At 42.9% G+C, this 19,802-nt stretch carries 15 protein-coding genes; 6 read left to right on the forward strand and 9 right to left on the reverse strand.

The genetic code is table 11. From position 1 onward, the window contains the following. Window positions 1-183 precede the first annotated feature (183 nt). Complete coding sequence (locus tag A3K91_RS01720) at window positions 184-906, forward strand: YggS family pyridoxal phosphate-dependent enzyme (protein ID WP_062843735.1); 723 nt, start codon at window positions 184-186, stop codon at window positions 904-906. Between the two features lie 170 nt (window positions 907-1,076). Here the strand turns inward: A3K91_RS01720 and paeA are convergent, their stop codons facing one another. Then, the gene (gene paeA, locus A3K91_RS01725; RefSeq protein WP_062843736.1) at window positions 1,077-2,351 is read right to left on the reverse strand and encodes a polyamine export protein PaeA; all 1,275 of its coding nucleotides are present in this window, start codon (window positions 2,349-2,351) and stop codon (window positions 1,077-1,079) included. Between the two features lie 239 nt (window positions 2,352-2,590). Continuing rightward, on the reverse strand, window positions 2,591-4,273 hold the full coding sequence (locus A3K91_RS01730; RefSeq protein ID WP_179288328.1) for an NAD+ synthase: 1,683 nt from the start codon (window positions 4,271-4,273) through the stop codon (window positions 2,591-2,593). A gap of 819 nt (window positions 4,274-5,092) precedes the next feature. Here A3K91_RS01730 and A3K91_RS01735 point away from each other — a divergent pair. From A3K91_RS01735 to epmA, 3 genes are all read left to right on the forward strand, one after another. Next, window positions 5,093-6,220 (forward strand): AI-2E family transporter, encoded by a 1,128-nt coding sequence (locus A3K91_RS01735; RefSeq protein ID WP_062843738.1) that lies wholly within the window; start codon window positions 5,093-5,095, stop codon window positions 6,218-6,220. Window positions 6,221-6,354: 134 nt separating this feature from the next. After that, a complete protein-coding gene (locus A3K91_RS01740) occupies window positions 6,355-7,476 on the forward strand; it encodes a 4-phosphoerythronate dehydrogenase (RefSeq protein WP_062843739.1) in 1,122 nt (373 codons plus the stop codon). A gap of 78 nt (window positions 7,477-7,554) precedes the next feature. Then, window positions 7,555-8,574 carry an EF-P lysine aminoacylase EpmA gene (epmA, locus tag A3K91_RS01745; RefSeq protein ID WP_062843740.1) on the forward strand — a complete coding sequence of 340 codons (1,020 nt, stop codon included), beginning with the start codon at window positions 7,555-7,557 and terminating at the stop codon, window positions 8,572-8,574. A 159-nt stretch (window positions 8,575-8,733) separates the two neighbouring features. On the opposite strand, the gene A3K91_RS01750 is transcribed toward epmA, so the two are convergent. From A3K91_RS01750 to A3K91_RS01775, 6 genes are all read right to left on the reverse strand, one after another. Beyond that, a complete protein-coding gene (locus A3K91_RS01750; protein ID WP_062843741.1) occupies window positions 8,734-9,369 on the reverse strand; it encodes an NAD(P)H-binding protein in 636 nt (211 codons plus the stop codon). Window positions 9,370-9,548: 179 nt separating this feature from the next. Continuing rightward, window positions 9,549-9,998: a YaiI/YqxD family protein gene (locus A3K91_RS01755; protein WP_062843742.1), complete on the reverse strand. Its 450-nt coding sequence runs from the start codon at window positions 9,996-9,998 to the stop codon at window positions 9,549-9,551. Beyond that, complete coding sequence (locus A3K91_RS01760; RefSeq protein WP_062843743.1) at window positions 9,998-11,338, reverse strand: 5-(carboxyamino)imidazole ribonucleotide synthase; 1,341 nt, start codon at window positions 11,336-11,338, stop codon at window positions 9,998-10,000. The genes A3K91_RS01755 and A3K91_RS01760 overlap by 1 nt, the downstream gene beginning before the upstream one ends. A gap of 231 nt (window positions 11,339-11,569) precedes the next feature. Continuing rightward, window positions 11,570-12,130 carry a 5-(carboxyamino)imidazole ribonucleotide mutase gene (purE, locus tag A3K91_RS01765; protein ID WP_084387222.1) on the reverse strand — a complete coding sequence of 187 codons (561 nt, stop codon included), beginning with the start codon at window positions 12,128-12,130 and terminating at the stop codon, window positions 11,570-11,572. A gap of 98 nt (window positions 12,131-12,228) precedes the next feature. Continuing rightward, a complete protein-coding gene (locus A3K91_RS01770) occupies window positions 12,229-13,194 on the reverse strand; it encodes a metallophosphoesterase (protein ID WP_062843744.1) in 966 nt (321 codons plus the stop codon). A gap of 172 nt (window positions 13,195-13,366) precedes the next feature. After that, the gene (locus A3K91_RS01775; RefSeq protein ID WP_062843745.1) at window positions 13,367-13,975 is read right to left on the reverse strand and encodes a rhomboid family intramembrane serine protease; all 609 of its coding nucleotides are present in this window, start codon (window positions 13,973-13,975) and stop codon (window positions 13,367-13,369) included. A 377-nt stretch (window positions 13,976-14,352) separates the two neighbouring features. On the opposite strand from A3K91_RS01775, the gene A3K91_RS01780 reads away from it, so the two are divergent. Both A3K91_RS01780 and A3K91_RS01785 read left to right on the forward strand, forming a co-directional pair. Then, complete coding sequence (locus tag A3K91_RS01780; RefSeq protein ID WP_062843746.1) at window positions 14,353-15,990, forward strand: hypothetical protein; 1,638 nt, start codon at window positions 14,353-14,355, stop codon at window positions 15,988-15,990. 477 nt (window positions 15,991-16,467) lie between these two features. Then, on the forward strand, window positions 16,468-18,084 hold the full coding sequence (locus A3K91_RS01785) for an OmpA family protein (protein WP_062843747.1): 1,617 nt from the start codon (window positions 16,468-16,470) through the stop codon (window positions 18,082-18,084). Between the two features lie 154 nt (window positions 18,085-18,238). Here A3K91_RS01785 and nagZ read toward each other — a convergent pair whose 3' ends face one another. Next, window positions 18,239-19,327 (reverse strand): beta-N-acetylhexosaminidase, encoded by a 1,089-nt coding sequence (nagZ, locus tag A3K91_RS01790; RefSeq protein WP_062843748.1) that lies wholly within the window; start codon window positions 19,325-19,327, stop codon window positions 18,239-18,241. Between the last annotated feature and the right edge of the window lie 475 nt (window positions 19,328-19,802).

Here is a 19,802-nt window from a genome sequence, read left to right on the forward strand (position 1 = left end):
TGAAGAGTAAGCGAGGAAATGAACGCTAGTAATTGGTTGTATTTGTTAATCCATGTAACAATATAATAACAAGACTATTGGTATTTAACCATCTACTACATCAACAAAATGCAAAATTAGTTATGCTTATAATTAAAGCGCTTTTTATTTAATATTTGATCAAATTATCCTTGCGAGCTTTATATGAAAAACGATGAAAATAATATAGATAGTCAAAGCCTTATTAATAATTGGCAGCAAGTCAGTGAACAGATGAGGCAAGCTTGTGATAAAGTCGAGAGACAAACCAAAGATGTTGTCCTTTTGGCTGTCTCTAAAACCAAACCTGCTGAGATGATTGCGATGTTGGCGCAGCGAGGACAAGCACATTTTGGCGAAAACTACTTACAAGAAGCGGTAGAAAAAATTACTAGCCTAAAAGCACAGCATGACCGTACCACTATTATTTGGCATTATATTGGCAGTATCCAGCGTAATAAAACTCGTGATATCGCTGAGCATTTCGATTGGGTACAAACGGTCGAACGTGACATTATTGCCAAGCGCTTAAATGATCAGCGCCCAGCTGATATGTCGCCATTGAATGTATTGATTCAGCTAAATATTGACAATGAAACAAGTAAGTCAGGGTGTTTGCCAGAGCAGTTACCTGATTTAATCAAGGCGATTAAAGACTATGAGCGATTACAGTTGCGCGGCTTGATGATCATTCCTGCTAAGGCCGACACTGATGCATTTGCTCGAACCAAGCAGTTGTTTGATGAGATCAAACAGCGTCACCCAGAGCTGAGTGGCTGGGATACTTTGAGTATGGGAATGAGTGGGGACATGACAGAGGCAATCGCTAACGGTTCTACAATGGTACGCGTTGGAACTGCCATCTTCGGCGCAAGAAATCAGCTGTAAATAAAGATATTCCCACATAGTCTATAAACACTGGGCGTTTGCTATTCTTGCAAGCGCCTTTTTGCATCTATGATTTATCAAGGCTCGTGTATTGCCTTTTGAGAGAACAGCCAAATAAGTAAAAGCGCTATTCTCAGACCCACGATCAAAACAATAGACAGACAGTTACTTTATTCAGGGTCTTCAAACTTGGTTACCAACATCTGAGTGATTTTGAGGTTATCAGTGGCGATAATCTCAAATCGATAATTGGCATACTCAATCGTGTCCGTTTTCTTTGGAATTTTACGTAGCATGTACATCATAAACCCGCTAATGGTTTCATAGTTCTGACTACGCGGTAAGCTGACAATATCCAAAGCACGAACCACATCTTCAATCGGGGTCATACCGTCGATCAACCAAGAGTTATCTGTACGTTGGACGATTGGCTGCTCCTCGGTAGTCACAAGCTCGCCCATAACGATGCTCATGACATCTTTGAGGGTAATGACGCCCACCACCAATCCATATTCATTGACGATAACCGCAAAGTCCGCCCCAGTAGATTTAAACATCTCTAGAACTTCGAACAAAGATAAGGTATCAGGAACAAATAGCGCGGGCTTGAGGAGCGCTTTATCGGTCAAGCTGACCTGTTGTTGGTTTAAAACCAACGCCAAAAAACTGCGTGACTCTACATAACCCAAGATTTGTTCTAAGTCATCTTCATAGCACACCAAAAATTTATTGTGTGGCTGCTCAATCATCACTTCAACAACGTCTTCGGTAGTGGTCTTGGTATCAAAATATACGATGTTTTCGCGCGGATTCATGACGGAGGTGACGGTGCGCTCTTGCATATCAAAGATGTTTTCGATGAGATGATGTTCCTGTTTCTTGATGACGCCTGCTTCTGCACCTGCATCCATTACGGCGTAGATGTCTTCTGGTGTCATATCATCTTGACGTATGGTTGAGATACCCAAAAGCTTAAAGACGATATTTGCCGCGCCGTCAAATACCCAAATCACAGGCTTAAAGAAAAAAATCAATAGCATCATGGGACGTACAAGACGCACAGCGATTATTTCGGCATTGGACATCGCAAAACGTCTGGGCATCAAGTCAGCAAGTAAAGAGAATAGACTGGTAATCAGAATAAATGATATGACAGACGCGACGGCTTCATTATCCAATAATTGCTCTAGATAAGGGCTGATAGCAGATTCTCCGACTGCCCCTGCTGAAATCGCGACTGCATTGAGCACCACTTGTACAACAGTAATAAAACTGCCAGGATGCTCTTGCATTTTAAGCACATCGAAGGCACGAACATCGCCTTCTTTTGCCATGATTTGTAGTTTAATCTTACGAGCCGCCGCAATGGCAATCTCAGCAGCAGAAACAAAAGCACTTAAGGCTAGCAGTAAAATAAGAAAAATACTGGCAGTTAGCAGACTCATGACATACTCGGTAAAAAATGTGGGGATTAAAAATAATAGTGAGAGAATTCATTAGAAGGAGACGTAAAGCATGGTTTATAACAAATTTGAAAGTATAAAAACGGAAAAGATAAGTATATAGAAACCAAAAAAGCTGGGAGAGCTCCCAGCCAATGGTAAAAATCCAATTCTCTATAAAATGGTTAGGCCATCAGCACAGCGCAACTTTTAAGAGTCAAAAGTTGCGTGTGAAGAAGCGGTTAGCCTTTTATGGACCATTTATTGACCAGAGGATAACGGCGCTCACGGCCAAAGGCTTTGTGGCTAATCTTGGTGCCAATAGGTGATTGCAAACGTTTGTATTCGTTATGATCGACCATTTTAATGACTTTTGCGACCAATTCTGCATCAAAACCTTTATCGACGATGTCTTGATAACCCATGTCCTCGTCGATATAAGACATCAAAATACCATCCAATACATCATAGTCAGGCAAGCTGTCTTGATCTTTTTGATCTGGGCGTAGTTCGGCTGATGGTGGACGCGTGATGACACGCTCAGGGATAACAGGCGTGTCTTCTAAACGGTTGCGATAGCTGGCCAACTTATAGACTTGGGTTTTGTACACGTCTTTTAAGACATCAAAACCGCCTGCCATATCACCATATAGCGTCGAATATCCAACCGCCAATTCTGACTTGTTACCAGTTGTGATGACCAGATGACCGAATTTATTGGACAATGCCATTAGCACAACACCGCGCGCACGGGCTTGGATGTTTTCTTCAGTGGTATCGGCAGGCGACTTATTAAATAAAGGTGCTAGGGTATGACGAATGCCTTCAACCGCATCAAAGATAGGACAAACCGTATAAGACACATTTAAACGGCGGGCTTGCGCCTGCGCATCTTCTAAGCTGATTTGAGAGGTATACTCGTACGGCATCATGACCGCATATACTTTGTCAGCGCCTAAGGCGTCAACGGCGATACATAGCGTCAAGGCCGAATCAATACCGCCTGATAACCCAACGATAATGCCAGAGAATCCTGAGTGATTGACATAGTCGCGTAGACCAACCACCAATGCCTGATACATCTCCGACTCACGACTCAAAGTCAAAGGTGCTTTAGGTTGATTGTTGAACTTGGCTGTTTTGACATCCAAAGTCGCCAATAATAGCTGATTCATAAAGCGCGGCGCTTCATGAGCAACGCTGCCATCAGCTTGTACGGCCATAGAGCCACCATCGAACACCAAGTCATCTTGGCCACCAACGGCGTTGACATACAAAATAGGTAAGTTGTTTTCGCGGCTACGTTTGGCCAGCATGGTTTTGCGGTTTTCTTGTTTTTCAATCTCAAAAGGGGAAGCGTTTAAGCTGACAATCAGATCAGCGCCTTGTTTCTTCAGATCAGAGATCGGGCCTTTTTCCCACAAGTCTTCACAAATAAGAAGACCAATGGTGATGCCCTTATAGTCGAATAAAACTTGATTGCGACCTTTATCAAAGTAGCGACGCTCATCAAATACGCCGTAATTTGGCAAAACTTGCTTGTGATAAAAACCCTTTTGATGACCATTATGTAAGATGGCGGCAGAGTTAAAAGTGCCATGATGGTCCACATGTGGATAACCAACAATCATGACGATATCGTCGATATCACTTAAGTTTGATAAGGCGTTTTTGACACGGCCTGACAAGCTTGGGCGTAACAATAAATCTTGAGGAGGGTAACCCAACAGTGCAAGCTCTGGGAAAACGATAACATCTGCGCCTTGTTCGCGTGCTTGCAAAGCAAGGGTACGCATTTTTTCGGTATTAGTCGCGATATCACCGACTAAGAAGTGCGATTGCGCCAAGGCAAAGGTAACAGTCTCTTGTGGCCTGCTGGTCTCGTTTGAAGTAGTGGTATTGGGATTATCAGTGTCTTTTGACATCGTTATTTTTCCTATCGATATAGTATTTAAAAACAGTATTTAAAATTTGGTCGGTCAGTGTTGATCTACAATAAAATCAAAGTCGCCCCGAAACTCACTCAAAATAACACTCTTTTATATTTAGTTCTAATATAGAACCCGTATGATGAGTCTCAATCTTACTTAACCCGCTATACGATACCGATGCATAATATCTAAAATTATGGCATGACTCTAAAAATCAGATACGATAGTCTAGAGAAAGGTATTGAATAGGTTTTTGGTTTGAAAAATGCTATGTCTTTATAACCATCAAAATAAATGCGCTCAAATGAACGTAACTATGTTGAAAAGCTCAAGATAATACTCTTAGTATAACATCAATTGTCGTGACAAATAGAACGCGCCAGTGAATTACCTTTCAAGATATATGTTTCATGCATAAAGATAAAAGCGGTTTGGTATGCTTTGTTTTTATAGACTAAAAGTATGTATGACGTTTTGAATACTGTTGTCATGGTCTAGTAAGTTAAGATAGAGAAAGTTGTAAGTAAAAATTACAACATAGCGTTATAAAATGGTCTTTTTTTGCTGCATAATAAAATAGCTTAATAGCAATATTTTGACTTTATTTTAATAGCATTTGTAGACAGTGATAGCGTAGGGTATGCTGTTATTGAATGCTGATCAAACAGCGGTTTGCCGCTATATTACAACCCGTAACCCTCGTTAATGGACACAGTTTATAGATAAGCTCTGTAAATTGGCGTTCATCATATATTTATAAACTTGCCAGCAAGGCGATGATACGCCTTGCTACCTGCTCTTGGCTTATACGCTATGATTGAAAATTGGACAAAAGAGTTTATTATTCAGCGCTTGCTGGCTATTACTTTATTGGTTGTATTATTCGTATTGTGTTTTCAGGTCATACAATTTTTTATTGTACCGGCACTTTGGGCAGCCATTCTGGCATACGTGACTTTTCCGGTTTATAACTTTTTTTATGAAAAAGTGAAGCTCAGCCCCAATTTTAGCGCTGCCATTATGACGGTGAGTATATCTTTGATAATAGGTGTACCACTTGTGATTGGAGTGTTTATTCTTCAGCAAGAAGCCCTGAGCTTGATTAGTAATCTCGTGTATCGTGTCAAAGTCGGCTATTTGGATGTACCAAATTCTATTAAAGATTTGCCAGTTATCGGTCAGCAAGTCAAAGATGTGCTGTGGCGAATCAACAAAAACCCTGAAGGAACCCTTGAAGCTTTTCGGATGTGGGTGCAGTCGCATTTGTATTATGGCAAAGTCGCTTTAGATGTGGCGTTCAGTAGTCTTGCAAAGCTTGGTATGGCATTGATGACCCTGTTCTTTTTCTACCGCGATGGTACCAGTTTGATCCGTCAAATTCGTCAAGCGTTACGCAATATCATTGGCAATCGCATCGATGGTTATATTGATTCGGTGGGTACGACCACACGCGCTGTGGTATATGGTATCGGTTTGACTGCTTTAGCACAGGCACTATTGGCGGGTGTTGGTTATTACTTCGCTGGTGCGCCAAGTCCTATTTTATTGACTATTGTTACTTTTATTATTGCCTTGATTCCTTTTGGCACACCATTTGTGTGGGGCGGGGTGTCTATTTGGCTGCTGAGTAAAGGTTACACCGTAGAAGGCATTGGTTTGGCGCTATGGGGCACTTTGGTGATTAGTTGGGTTGATAACTTGATCCGTCCTATTGTGATCAGTGGTGCGACCAAAATTCCTTTTATCATTATTTTCATTGGTGTATTGGGTGGTCTAACGGCCTTTGGCTTCGTTGGTTTATTTATCGGCCCTGTGGTCTTAGCCATTGGACTTGCGGTATGGCGTGAATGGATCTCGAACCACAAGAATGAGCTATTTGCGGCTCAAGAAAAGGTTCTGATTGATAGCCAGACTTTGCCTCCAGAAGAGAAAATAGAATGAGTATCGCAGTCGTTAATAATTGACTGCAAAAAAGTAACTTAGCAATTCTGAGGCAATTTCTGGCAGCGTGATTTTAGATAAAAACTGTAAATCAAAATAGCCACAATAATGCTGCAACTATTATGAAGGGTAATATGGATACGACCACACCTATTACGATCATTGCCGATAGCAATATCGCAAGCTTAGATGAGTTTTTTAATGCTTCAACGCTCGGACAAGTAACTGGCCAAACTGTCAATATCATCACAGTGGCTGGACGGGATATCAATGCAGACCTTCTAGCAGAGTTGCAGCCTGAGATCTTATTGATACGCTCGGTGACACCAGTGGGTGAGGCATTATTGGCTGCTAATAAAAGTGTGCGATTTGTGGGCTCTGCCACCATCGGTACCGATCATGTCGATCAAGAGTATTTGATGACGCGCCAGATAACGTTTGCCAATGCGGCTGGCTGTAGCAAGCATTCTGTTGCGCAATATGTGTTGACGGCTATCTTGACTTTACGACCGCAGTATTGGCAACAGTCAATAACGCTTGGCATTATTGGACTGGGTAATATTGGCAGTAGCTTGGCTGATTATGCCAGCGACTTAGGCTGGCAGGTGCTCGGTTATGATCCACTGCTACCACCTTCCGATATAAACAATGCCAGCCTAGAGCAAGTTCTGAGTCAGGGTGATGTCGTCAGTCTGCATGTGCCATTGACCAGTCACAAAAATACAGATACTCAGCATACTAGCAACGGCAGCGACTATCCAACGCACCATCTAATCAATGCAGAGACATTAGCGATGATGCCTGCCCATACCATGTTAATTAATAGCGCACGTGGTCCTGTCATTCAGGCAAGTGACCTTGAAGCAGATATCGAACGTACTAACAGACAAGTGGTGTTAGATGTGTTTGAGCATGAGCCACAAATTTCAGAGCGATTACTCTCTAAGCTTGCCATTGCTACGCCGCATATTGCTGGTTATACCGTAGAAGGTAAGCTGCGTGGTACACAAATTATTTATGATGCGCTATGTGAGCAATTATCGGTCACACCGACTCAATCTATGCAGACGTTATTACCGCTGAATATGTTCTTGTGGTCGGAGCTAAAGGCACATCCAGATAGATTGAGTAAGTTTTACGATATCAAGCAAGATGATTCGGCTCTAAGAGAAAAGGTAGTCGATGGTCAAGTAAACGGTGCTGACTTTGATCAGCTGAGACGTGATTATCATCTGCGCCGTGAGTGGCAGTCTTAAACATTCAATCACAATGTATGCGCTCAGTCTGAAAACTATCAACCAAAAATAATTATTCGTCAGTTGTAGTAGATAATAATGAATCAAGCCAGCCATTCTTCGCACAGATCCAGCTACGCACCTACGATGTCACTTGCGATGGCACAGCAGCGCGCGCAGTTTATGAGTAATATTCGTCAGTTTTTTCTTAAGCAGCAAGTGCTAGAAGTACAGACGCCGCTGCTTTCTCAAGCAGGTAATACGGATACGTTTTTACAATCAGTGGCGGCGCAAGTGACGTATCAAGACAAGCCCAGCACGTACTATCTGCACACGTCACCTGAATTTGCCATGAAACGTTTGCTGGCGAGTTGGCAAGTACCCATCTATCAGATTTGTCCTGTATTTCGAGACAATGAAATTGGCACAAGGCATAATATAGAATTCACCATGCTCGAATGGTATCAGCCAAATTATAGCTTGGCAGACATGGCGGCTGAGGTTGGCGAGCTATTAGAGATGTTGTACGGCTATCCTGTTGTGATGAATCACTATCGTTATGTTGATGCGTTTATGGATTTTGTTGGCATACATCCATTAACGGCAAGTCTGGCTGCGTTGCAAGCAGTCGCTGAAGACAAAGGACTAATGGGGTTTGATTTCAATAGTGAGCACAGTAGTGACAGTGAGGCAGATCGTCGTCAAAGCTGGCTGGATTTACTATTTAGCCATGCGGTCGAACCACATTTGGGCCATGACTTACCCACGTTGATTATAGAGTATCCACCTGCGACAGCGGCATTGGCCAAGACAGCACTGGATAAAGAGGGCAATGAGGTTGCCAAGCGTTTTGAGTTATACATCAATGGGATTGAGATCGCCAACGCGTATGACGAGCTGGCAGATGGTCAAGCACTAAGAGCACGTTTCGAAAAAGACAATCAACTGCGAGAGCGGCACGACTTGCCCGTCATGCCAATCGACGAACATTTGATTGCAGCCTCTGACAACCTTATACCTTGTAGCGGTATTGCGGTTGGTATAGACAGATTGTTTATGGTCATTGTAGGGGCCAGCAGTTTGGAAGAGGTGATTCCTTTTCCTAGCAGATTGGCCTAATCTTATAGCTGAGTCTCACCCTATCAATCAATACTATATAAAACTTCGCACAAAAAAATGGTCACTTACCATTCAGTATAACTATTGCTGAATAACAAACGACCATTTTTATGAGCCATTTGCGCTCATCTGTTTTCAAGCACTCTATTCATATCGGATTTATACCGTCGCGACGGCTTCGTTGATATCAATGTCGCCGTTATGCATGTTAAACGCTTGCTTGATGGTATTATCTGCGGTTAATACAGCAGCCAACGTTGTAGCGACATCTTCAATCGAATTTTCGCCAGCGCTTTCATCAATGGCAATTTTACCTGTGCCTGCGCATTCTTTTAACGCTCCTGGCTGCACAATGGTGTAGTCAAGCGTGCTATTATTTACCAACCACTGATCTGCATAATGTTTGCAGATATAGTATTCTTTTAAGTTTGCAATACCGGGGCTATTCCATTTGCTGGTATCTAAAGAAAACGCTGCGCTAAGCATAATGTAACGTTTGATACCTTTATCTTGTGTTGCCTGAATGGTTTTGACAGCGCCATGCAAGTCGACTTCTAACACATCCTTACCACCAGATCCTGCCACAAAATACACTGCATCAATGTCTTTATCCATTTGGTCTTGAATGGCATCTTTTTCAGCCGTGATATCCAAATCAAGCTGGCTATAATTGGCATCATCAAATAGAACTTCTTTTTGACGTGTGGTGCCAATCACTTGATGTTCATCAGCTAATAATTGTTTTACCAGCTCAGTACCTACACGCCCACTTGCACCAATCACTAAAATTTTCATAATCATTCCTATTCTTATATATGCGTTGTTTAAAAACTAAAACCAGCATAGCAAAAAAATTGGCGCGCTTCGTTATGATGCGTGCCAATTGGATAGCGTTTGGTTAGGGAATGTATACGGTTTGCAAGAAAAGAAAGTATTGATAAGAGTAGAACAAAAATGAATGAGAAGAAAAAATATCAGCGAACCAAGCGATTTAAGCCATCTGCAAAGGCTTTTTTGTCACGGTCACCATAAGGTTTTTGCCCACTCATCTCTTGTAGCTCTAAGACACCAGTACCACGCATGGTATCCATAAAATCGCGCATATTAAGCTTTTGCTTGATATTATTTTTGTCGTAGACCACACCGCGTGTCGTCAACACCATACCGCCTTTATCCAATATATCATTAGCCAAAGGAATATCGCTGGTAATCGCAAGATCGCCTGGTTGAATTTGTTCGACGATATAGTCATCTGCTTTATCAAACCCTGATGGCACCACAGTCATAATAAGCAGTGGTGACTTACGTAGTTTGATTGGCTGATTGGCAACAAATATCGCCATCGTCTTGGTACGCTCAGCGGTCTTGATGATCAAGTCTTTGGCAATCAGAGGTACAGAATCTGCATCTACCCAAATCTGCATTATTTTTGAGCCTCATCTGCTTGAGAGTCTTCGCTCTGGGTGCTTATTTTGTCTAAAGTGTCATCAGTGTCATCAGTGTCATCAGTGTCAGCAACAGTCAGATCATCTGCCATCTTTGCTTGATCGTCAACAGCAACGATTTTTTTATCAAGCCCCACTTTATTTGGCAAGATGGCGACAAGTTGGGCTAAAGCAGGTTCTAAGTTTGCGACATCGTTGGGCATCAAGGTGATATGCGCAATTTTTCGATCGTCACGCTCTGCCTTATGATAACTGTGATAGTGAGCGCCATCAATCTTAAGAACTGCGCTGATATCAGGGTACTGTCCCAATACATTGAGCATGATTGCTGGGTGCACATTGTCTGTATCGCCCAGTGGTAGGTTGACCACTGCGCGAATGTGATTTTCAAATTGACTGGTGATAGCTCCTTCGATACTCCAATGTCCAGAATTGTGCACACGCGGAGCAATCTCATTGGCGAGTACCGTATCGTTGCCGCGCGCATCTTTGACAACGAACAGCTCAAGTGCCATCACGCCAACATAATCCAAATGATTCATGACGGTCGTGATCGCATCAGTGGCCTGCTTAAGCAAATGACTGGTGCCAACGGCAGGCGCTTGAGTTTTGGCTAAAATACCCTGATGATGATGGTTTTCGACCAAATCATAACCACGTACCTGACCGTTTTGTCCTCGTGCCGCAATGATAGAAACCTCACGGCTAAAGTTAATAAAACCTTCCGCTATTAATGGTGCAGGTGTTGGTGTTAATGCGCCTTTGCCGCTGACGGCATCTTTGAGGTCTTGCCAAGCAGCTTTGATGTCGCTGTCTTCTTTGATGACAAACTGACCTTTACCGTCATAACCACCACGGCTCGTTTTGAGCACAATTGGCAATCCTAACGTTTGACAAGCTTGTTGTAGCTCAGCTTCAGAGTTGACGGCCATAAACGGGACGGTCGCGATATCGAGCTTCTGAAACATCTGCTTTTCTTTTAAGCGATCTTGGGCGATATCAAGCGCAATCAATGGGGGAAACATGCCCTGCTTGCTACCAGCCGTTGATAAGTTGGTCAGATGCTCAACAGTAGAGGTGGGTGTGTTTTCAAACTCTAGTGTGAAGACGTCTGCCGCTTCAATAAACGCGTCTAACTCGTCGCTATGAAAAACGCGTCCATATAAACTGGCAGGGCAGTCGGCATTGTCTTCTAAAAACACGCACTGATACCCTAATGGAATGGCGGCTTCGGCAAGCATCATACCAAGCTGACCACCGCCTAAAATACCGATGGTACGAATGATTTGGGTAGTAGGGTAAGCGTTCGCTGTAGTCATGGCAGGCTCTTTAAATTAAAAATGAAAGATATTTTTGGTGTGGCACAATTTAGAAATCAATCTAGTAAAATAGGAAAAGGTGCATACGATGCACCTTATATTCAGTAACGCTCAATTCAGACTTATCTAACCATACGTATACTATCAATATCATTTACTATCAAAATTATTCAAGGTGATGGGACATATATCAATAAGGTCTGACAACCATCAAGCATTTTATAGCGATGATCAATGATTGATAATACCCGGTGTTGGGCTAGCAAGAATGGTATCGGTTTGCGTCGTGCGCAACGTATCAAGCTTAGTCGCTAGCGATTCATCGTGCAAGGCGAGCACTTGAATGGCAAGGAGAGCCGCATTATAAGCGCCAGCTGTGCCAATTGCTAACGTTCCAACAGCAACGCCTTTAGGCATCTGTACGATAGACAGCAAGCTGTCCCAACCGCTGAGCATAGAGGATTTTACCGGCACGCCAAATACAGGAAGTGGCGTTTGGCTGGCACACATACCCGGCAGATGAGCGGCGCCACCTGCACCAGCGATGATCACTTGCAAACCATGAGACTTTGCGTTTTTGGCATAGTCAAATAATCGATCAGGCGTACGGTGTGCTGACACCACTTCACACTCAAAAGCAATATCAAAGTCTGCTAGCAACTGTGCTGCAGCGCTCATCGTAGCCCAATCAGATTGTGATCCCATGATAATGCCAACTTTTGGCTGACCATTAGGAGAGGTGATAGGCCCGTTTGTCTCAGCAGCATGGGTGGTAGCCGATGTTGTGCTCATGCGTTAATATCCTCAAAAAGACCATCATACAAAAATTTTGCCGCTCTCGTAAAGCCAAGTTTCAAGTTTAATCAAAAAGCAAAAAGAATCGTGCGGATTTATGGGTTTTCATCAGTGGGGTTATCATGACGATGCTGTAAAAAATTACTGGGTTTTAAGGGCAGCGGCTGTTCAGTATCAAACTGATAACACGTCAGATAACCACTATCTATGGCTGCTGAATAATCGGTGCAGACCACTTGATGGCTGAGTGGTTCAGGCGTACCAGTCAGCCAATAGTGACCCACGAACACAGGTTTATGAGTTTTGATGGCAAAGTCGATGTTTTCGGCCAATGCATCGCTTGGAATTTGTGCCAAGGCAGACGTAGGCGCGCGAGCAACTTCATAAAGCGTGCGTGTGTTCAGCTCATCAAGCCACCAACGCACTCGCACTCGCGTGCGCCTAGTACCTTCTTTATCTACCATTACGATACCTTCGGGCAATGGCGTTTCCACCCCTTTTAGCACACGCTCAAGGGCGTCGAACGGCACACTAGGCTCGCTTGCAGTGGCTATCAGGCCTTGCGGTGTCAGACAATTATCTTCTGTCAAAAAAGGCTGTAATATAGCCATACTATCGACATCCCAGCAAGCATGTACAAAGCAAGCGTCATCGCTCTCAAGCCATAATGGAATCTCATAAAAACGCTGTAACCAATACTGATGTTTGTCTGAACCAAATGGTACTTCAGCTAAAAACGCTTCATGCTGGCGTTTATGCACGTCGCTATGTGAGCGTAAATATTGAGTAGAATCATTAGGGTCAAGCGTTGCAAAAGCCAAAGCATTGTATTCATGATTACCCATGACCGCATCAGCCACATCGGCATCCAGCATGGCAAAAACAATCTCTAAAGTGGCCACCTGCTGTGGACCTCGATCGATTAAATCGCCAATGAATAGGGCGCGATGACCGATTGGTGGGACAAAATATTGCCCATTATGGCGATAGCCCAACTGTGTTAGTAAGCCCACTAATTTATCTGCATAACCGTGAATGTCACCAATAATGTCTATAATCATAATAAATCAGCAAATCTCAATGTAATATATTAAAGGTCAAAAAATCTTCATATAGCAATTTGGAACGGTTTGCCAGCCAAATAAATGCTAACAAGGTATCATCATTGATGTCCTGTCTAACATCGTTTTTACGGTCATCAAGACATTCAAAAAATAACTGATAAAAATTACCTTAAAAACCAGGTGACAACAGCGCGCTCAAAAAGTGAGGCAACACTCTTGGCTCTAAAATAATCGTCGCGATGATACCGAACGCACCGCCCCACATATGTGCCATGTGGTTAATGTTTGAACCACCGCGTTTATCGGCGTAAATACTATAAGCGACGTAAGCTACCGCAAACAATATCGCAGGGATAGGAATAACCGCAAATAGATAGATTTTTTCCCAAGGTGCCAACAAAATAAAAGCAAACAAGACTGCTGATACACCACCTGATGCGCCAAGGCTTAAGTAACTGGCATTGTTTTTATTTTTGATATAGCTTGGAATCATCGCAACAATAATCGCTAAGACATAAAATACCACAAAACCATAGCCAAACAAGAAGGACTGATATAAGCCTTCAATAGCACGACCAAAAAAGTATAAAGTAAACATATTGAACAGCAAATGCATACTGTCAGCATGAATAAAACCATGCGTCACAAAACGATCCCATTGACCATTATTTACCGCTGGTGGATAAAAAATAAGTCGATTGAATAGCGTCTTGTTTTGCCATGCCAGTAAGCTAACAATAACGGTAATAATAATGATAAGGGTCGTATGGTTAAACAAAGGATAATCCTTAGGCCTCGCCTGATGGGTGACAATGTTATATAAAGGTTATAAATGACAATGTTCAACGCCTAAGCGTTACGGCTGAGTGAAAAATAAACATAACCAATGACAAATTATTAAACGTTAAGTCTTAATAGTACGTTCATACTAACAGTAGTTAGAATCTCGAAAAAATATATTGTGTGACAAAACGATGCATTTTTATGCTTTTATAGTGAATAATAGAGCAAGATGTTAAGTAACGTGAAAAATACCTCGTATCTTAGAGATAGTGGTGCACGAATAATAAAAGTGTCCCAAAGTATGGCAGTAATAAATAAAATAAATACTTAATTTTTTATAAAGTTAAAAAAGGCCGACAGAGGCAATTGTTTATGAGTATTATCAATCAATTAGAAAAAACCGTTACACCTGCTATATTAGGTAATAGTGACGATAAAAATACGGTGGCTTATGTCGGTTTGCTTGAGCAGTTTTATGCTCTTTTGGCGGCACGTTTGGCATTACCACAGGTTTACTCGCACATTATGCGTGCCGATGAGGGAGTAACGTCTGATATTTCGGTAGAAAGCCCACTGTTTGAACAGCTGTGGCAAGATCAAGCAGTACAGCGACTGATCATTCAAGAGTTGGCTGACACGCATCATATTGACTTACTGACGACCTCGCAGCTACTGATTAACGCAGCTCCCTTGGCTTATCGCGAGCTAAAAATATTGGCTGATGGACAGTTCTTGCCAGCTTTTTTACAGACAGAACAGACAGCGTTGCGTCAGTATTTGCCAATATGGTCGGCATCCGCGATTGCAGCACCTCAAATCTCTAATAGCGACTCATATCAAAAACGTGGCGTTGATGTGGCTACTGTACCAGTGAGCGAGGCTTCTTTGGCTGCGATAAAGGCGTCCAATATAGACCAAGAAGCAGTCGCCACTTCCACAGCATCTTATGTAGAAAGCGCAAGCTACTTAGAAGATGCGGATAAAGAACGTACCACCGAAAACTTGGTAGCCAATACGGATGGCATTCATGTCAATCCATCAGCGCATCATTGGGGCGACAACAGCAGCATGAAGCGAGAAAAAGTACGCACTCGCAATCAACGCAATGACTTACTGGTACGGGTGTTTTTATTGATCATAGCCATTGCTGGTATCGGACTTGCCGCATGGGCATTACTGATTAAACCCAATAATACGCCACCTGTAGAACCAGTCGCCGCAGAGCCGGTGGCCGCCCCACCTGTAGAAGTGCCAGCCCAAGTAATGACACCCGTTGAGTTGATCGTTGGCGTGGATAACAGTGGGAGTTTATATACTTGTAGCGCAACGGTTGGCAACGAAGCATTGCAAGCGACATTGCAGCAGGCTCTGAATACAAGCTTTGGTGAGCAAGCGAGTACTTGTGAGTTGACCATCAAAGCAGGGGTAGCAACTGACATTGCCACTATTCCGCCACAAGTATTGCCGAATATCTTTACGACACTCAGGTCAACGCCATTTGCTCGTCTACAGCTGCAAAATGATCGTCTTACATTAGAGGCTCCAGACAGTATGCTACTGCAAAAGATGGTCGCAGATATACAGGCTTTAGCGCCGACGATGCTGATTGATAGCACAGCTCCTCTACCCCTACCAAATAACAGCAGTGACGGTGCCGCTATCAATAATATGGCAGGTATGAACGGGGCCAATATGCAATTTGAAAACGGCGATATAGCGCCCAATAGTCAATTCAATAATAACTACAATGGCAGTGGATCTGGAGAGTATCAAGCATCAGATGATAATACAGGTGATAGGGTGACACCTGTTCTTCCTGCACCGAACAATGGAGGTTTTAACAATAATAGTGTGCCTGCTGATATTCCTAGTAATATTCCTCGCAACACACCGAACAATACGACACCAAATAGATCGTCAGGTCCTATTTCCCCAGAGGAAGCAGATGACATGGCAAATAGTGTTATCGTGGTAGAGCCAGCGCAAGTGAGGGGACCACAGTTTAAATAAAAAGCATCATCTCTAATGAATATCAGTAAACCAAAGCGCTTATCAAATTAAGCGGGCGGTGTGAGCGTTCTCTCATACCGTTCGTTTTTCTTTCCTGTCTTCTCTATAGTTCTATCTATGTTAGCGATATTAGACTGAGATCATCATAATCAGAAATAAGCCTCCAATGTATTGAGTAACAATAAGATAATGACTTGTACTTGGTACTTCTTTTGGTTACGAGTCATAACTGAAACATTACTTAACGTATCATTTGTACAACAACGTGTTGATTGTGAATGTATGCTTAAAATTTTTATAATAACACTGGTTAAATGCAGTCGTTAACGGTATGACCTGTTATGACTTGTCATTTTGTATCAGAATTTTTTATGAGCCGTTTATAGTTTGAATTATTTTTTATTACCGATTTTTTTGATATTAAAAGCTTCTAACTGACACTCAAATTATATTAATAATTAATGGAGAAAACACATTATGGATATTATCAATCATCTGACAAGAACGGTAAGCCCAGCCGTATTAGGAGACGATCATAGTCCCGCTAAGCAAAATCTGCTTGAACAATTTTATGCGATTTTTGCAGCCCGTCTTGCTGACGCAAACACGTATAATCGCTTTGCTAATGAAAACATCGGGCGTGATGACCAACAATTTTACGATCGCGTTTGGACAGAGGATGCTCACCGTGACCAGATTGATCGCGAATTAGCGACCAAACACGATGTCGATCAGACGGCCGCTCGTGGTTTAGTGGCAATGGCAGCACCACTTGCTTTTCATGAAATCAAAAGCTTAGCAGGCAATACGCCAGTACCGCAATTTTTAAATGACAATCTTGACAGTTATCAGCATCATATACCGGCTTGGGCGAGCACGGTTCTGCCAGCGGGTATGTTAGCCGCCACACCAGCAGTTGCTGGCGAGCATATTTCTGATACCGTGAGCACAGCGCCTTTGCAGCGCGAAGAAGAGCAAAAGGGCAGCTTCTTAAAGGCTTTATTACCAATTATTGGTTTGATTATTTTAGGGGCGCTAGCGTGGGCACTCCTTCGTGGTTGTCAAGAGAACCCTGAGCCTGTGGCAACGCCTGCTGTGACCGAGCAGCAAGCAGCTGACGGTGATGAGCAAGTAGCGGTGGCAGCAGATATTGAACCTGCTTCATTAAGCATTGCCACAGGTGAAAACAATGAATTGTACGCTTGCCGCATGAATGTGGGCAACGAGACATTGCAGACCAACGTTATGAATGCGTTGACCAGTGCATTTGGTGATGAAGCCAATAAATGCCGTGCTGATGTAGACGATAACTTTGCAGCGGATATGCCAGCAGCAGCACAGCTTGCTACTATTTTGCCTATCGTCAAAAACGTACCAAACGCTAGCATGATTATCAAAGGCGATAACATCACCGTCAATGCGCCAGATGCCACCGCTCTAGAAAAACTAGTATCTGATCTACAAGCAGCCGCGCCAGCAATGACCGTACAAGCTGAAGGTCCGTTAGATTTGCAAGGTGAGATTGATGATAGCTTGGCTGCGGCTGATGCAGCGATGATGAATTTGGGCGAAAACCCAGATCCTCGTGATGTGGCTCGTGCATTGAGCATACAGGTCATTAATTTTGAAGTAGATGAAGCCGTTATCCCTGATGTGAATAAAGCGTTTCTTGACCGTGCTGCCAAAATCATGGCAGAAGTGCCAGATATGAACTTGGTGATTATTGGTCATACAGACAGTCAAGCGTCAGATGCTTATAACATGGAATTATCACGTGAGCGTGCTGATTCAGTCAAAGCATACTTAGTCTCTCAAGGCATTGATGAAAGTAAATTGTCTACGAAAGGTATGGGTGAGACCGATCCTATCGCTGACAACTCGACTGAACAAGGGCGTTTCCGCAATCGCCGTATTGAGTTTATGGTAAATGATCAAGATGTGAATGCCAATGAAGCCATGGCTACTGGCAGCGCTGCGCTGGGTACAAATAATTCAATGGACCCTGACATGAACCCGCTTGATAACAATAATGATGATCTGCTACCAGATGGTGATGACGCCACCCAAGGTACAGCGTTAGATCCAACCAACTAAGCCTGCATTATTTAAGCTCTTGTATAAAACCTTTATCAATCACTAAAAAACCGCTCCTTATTCAGGAGCGGTTTTTATTTTGGCAAAAAATAAGTAATGAATGGAACATACTTGATAGACAAAACGATTATTTTTAATAAGATTTATTAAAGCGCTAATTATAATTGGTAGGGTCTATCGATTCAGCCGTGTTATCAGTTGCTGCCTTTGTCGAAGATTGTGTATCAAAGAAAGTTTGCGTAACATTCTGTTTTGCTTGTTCCCAATAATCGAACTGCTGGCAAGTCGAGATAAGATCACCTTGCCACATGGGTATTTTGCCACACATGGTTTTGATACGATTTTGATGAGGGTAAGACAGTTCTTGAGCAGCTGCTGCCGCTTCATGGGCTGCGACACGATCATTACAAACCAGGGCAATGTCGCACCCTGCCTCAATAGCCGCTTTGACACGAGCGCTGATATCACCGACTGCTTTTGCGCCAGCCATAGATAAGTCATCCGAAAAAATGACCCCTTCAAACTTAAGCTGATCGCGAAGAATGTCTTTTAGCCAAATTTTTGAGAAGCCAGCTGGCTTATTATCGACTTGCGAAAAAATTACGTGTGCGGGCATAACGGCATCTAGCCATGGCAATGTTTGCGCAAATGGCTGCATATCACTATCGATAATATCCGCTAAACTACGTGTGTCAATCGCTTCTGACACATGTGAATCAGGCGCAATAGCACCATGACCAGGAAAGTGTTTGCCTGTGGTTGCCATGCCGGCGGCTTTCATACCTCGCATAAACTGAGCTGCTAGTGCGGCGATAGCGGACGTCCCATGATGAAAGCTGCGATCTCCAATCACTTGGCTGATACCACCTCTGTCAAGTACTGGCGCAAAACTTAGGTCAATTCCCACTGCCATGACTTCGGTTGCCATGAGATAGCCACAGTCATAAGCACAGTTAAGGGCACGGTTTGGGTCTTGGTCAAATAAGTCTCCAAGTCTACCCATCGCTGGTAGTGGGGTAAAGCCTTCACGTAATCGTGCGACGCGGCCGCCTTCTTGATCAACCCCGATTAATATATCAGGATTGTGATAGCGTATGTCATCGCACAATGCGCGCACCTGTGCCGCATCAGCAACATTGCGGGCAAACAATATTACGCCCCCAACTTGAGCTTGTTTAATCAAGCTTACGTCCTCAGCAGTCAAGGCGGTACTATCGATATCAATCATTAAAACGCCATACATAGCCTAATCCTTATTGTGTTATATCGTGTCGTATTATAGGTTTAATGGACAAAAGCGAATGCTAATCAAAGGCTGTCGCCATGTCATGATGACATTATTATGACAGTTATTGTGACCGTCGTATAATCCGATAACATCATCTACTAAAAGCGTGATATTAAGTCGAGGTAATTTTACGCAAAAATTATGAGAAAAATCGCTAGAATAAATATGATAGAAAGTTTGGTATGTGTAGACGTAGGGTGTAAGATTGCTTATACAGTTTGAGACAATTCGCTCCCTAGGCTCATGATAAGATTGAGTGATTTGTAGCGTCACATGGTCAGCTGCTAATGATAGCGATGAAGTGTTTCTACAGTATAGAAACTATAATGAGATAAAAAACCGATAGTTAATGGCAAACAAGCAATGGCGTGCAATGTAAAAAATAGGGTTGATAGGCAGAGATTGACCCAATAATTTTTGTTCCTGATAC

It is taken from the genome of Psychrobacter alimentarius (assembly GCF_001606025.1).
GTDB lineage: Bacteria > Pseudomonadota > Gammaproteobacteria > Pseudomonadales > Moraxellaceae > Psychrobacter > Psychrobacter alimentarius.

Bases quoted from the DNA above. Each gene is read 5' to 3' on its own strand.
- A3K91_RS01720 (WP_062843735.1), top strand. From the start codon at position 184: ATGAAAAACGATGAAAATAATATAGATAGTCAAAGCCTTATTAATAAT.
- paeA (WP_062843736.1), bottom strand. From the start codon at position 2,351: ATGAGTCTGCTAACTGCCAGTATTTTTCTTATTTTACTGCTAGCCTTA.
- A3K91_RS01730 (WP_179288328.1), bottom strand. From the start codon at position 4,273: ATGTCAAAAGACACTGATAATCCCAATACCACTACTTCAAACGAGACC.
- A3K91_RS01735 (WP_062843738.1), top strand. From the start codon at position 5,093: ATGATTGAAAATTGGACAAAAGAGTTTATTATTCAGCGCTTGCTGGCT.
- A3K91_RS01740 (WP_062843739.1), top strand. From the start codon at position 6,355: ATGGATACGACCACACCTATTACGATCATTGCCGATAGCAATATCGCA.
- epmA (WP_062843740.1), top strand. From the start codon at position 7,555: ATGAATCAAGCCAGCCATTCTTCGCACAGATCCAGCTACGCACCTACG.
- A3K91_RS01750 (WP_062843741.1), bottom strand. From the start codon at position 9,369: ATGAAAATTTTAGTGATTGGTGCAAGTGGGCGTGTAGGTACTGAGCTG.
- A3K91_RS01755 (WP_062843742.1), bottom strand. From the start codon at position 9,998: ATGCAGATTTGGGTAGATGCAGATTCTGTACCTCTGATTGCCAAAGAC.
- A3K91_RS01760 (WP_062843743.1), bottom strand. From the start codon at position 11,338: ATGACTACAGCGAACGCTTACCCTACTACCCAAATCATTCGTACCATC.
- purE (WP_084387222.1), bottom strand. From the start codon at position 12,130: ATGAGCACAACATCGGCTACCACCCATGCTGCTGAGACAAACGGGCCT.
- A3K91_RS01770 (WP_062843744.1), bottom strand. From the start codon at position 13,194: ATGATTATAGACATTATTGGTGACATTCACGGTTATGCAGATAAATTA.
- A3K91_RS01780 (WP_062843746.1), top strand. From the start codon at position 14,353: ATGAGTATTATCAATCAATTAGAAAAAACCGTTACACCTGCTATATTA.
- A3K91_RS01785 (WP_062843747.1), top strand. From the start codon at position 16,468: ATGGATATTATCAATCATCTGACAAGAACGGTAAGCCCAGCCGTATTA.
- nagZ (WP_062843748.1), bottom strand. From the start codon at position 19,327: ATGTATGGCGTTTTAATGATTGATATCGATAGTACCGCCTTGACTGCT.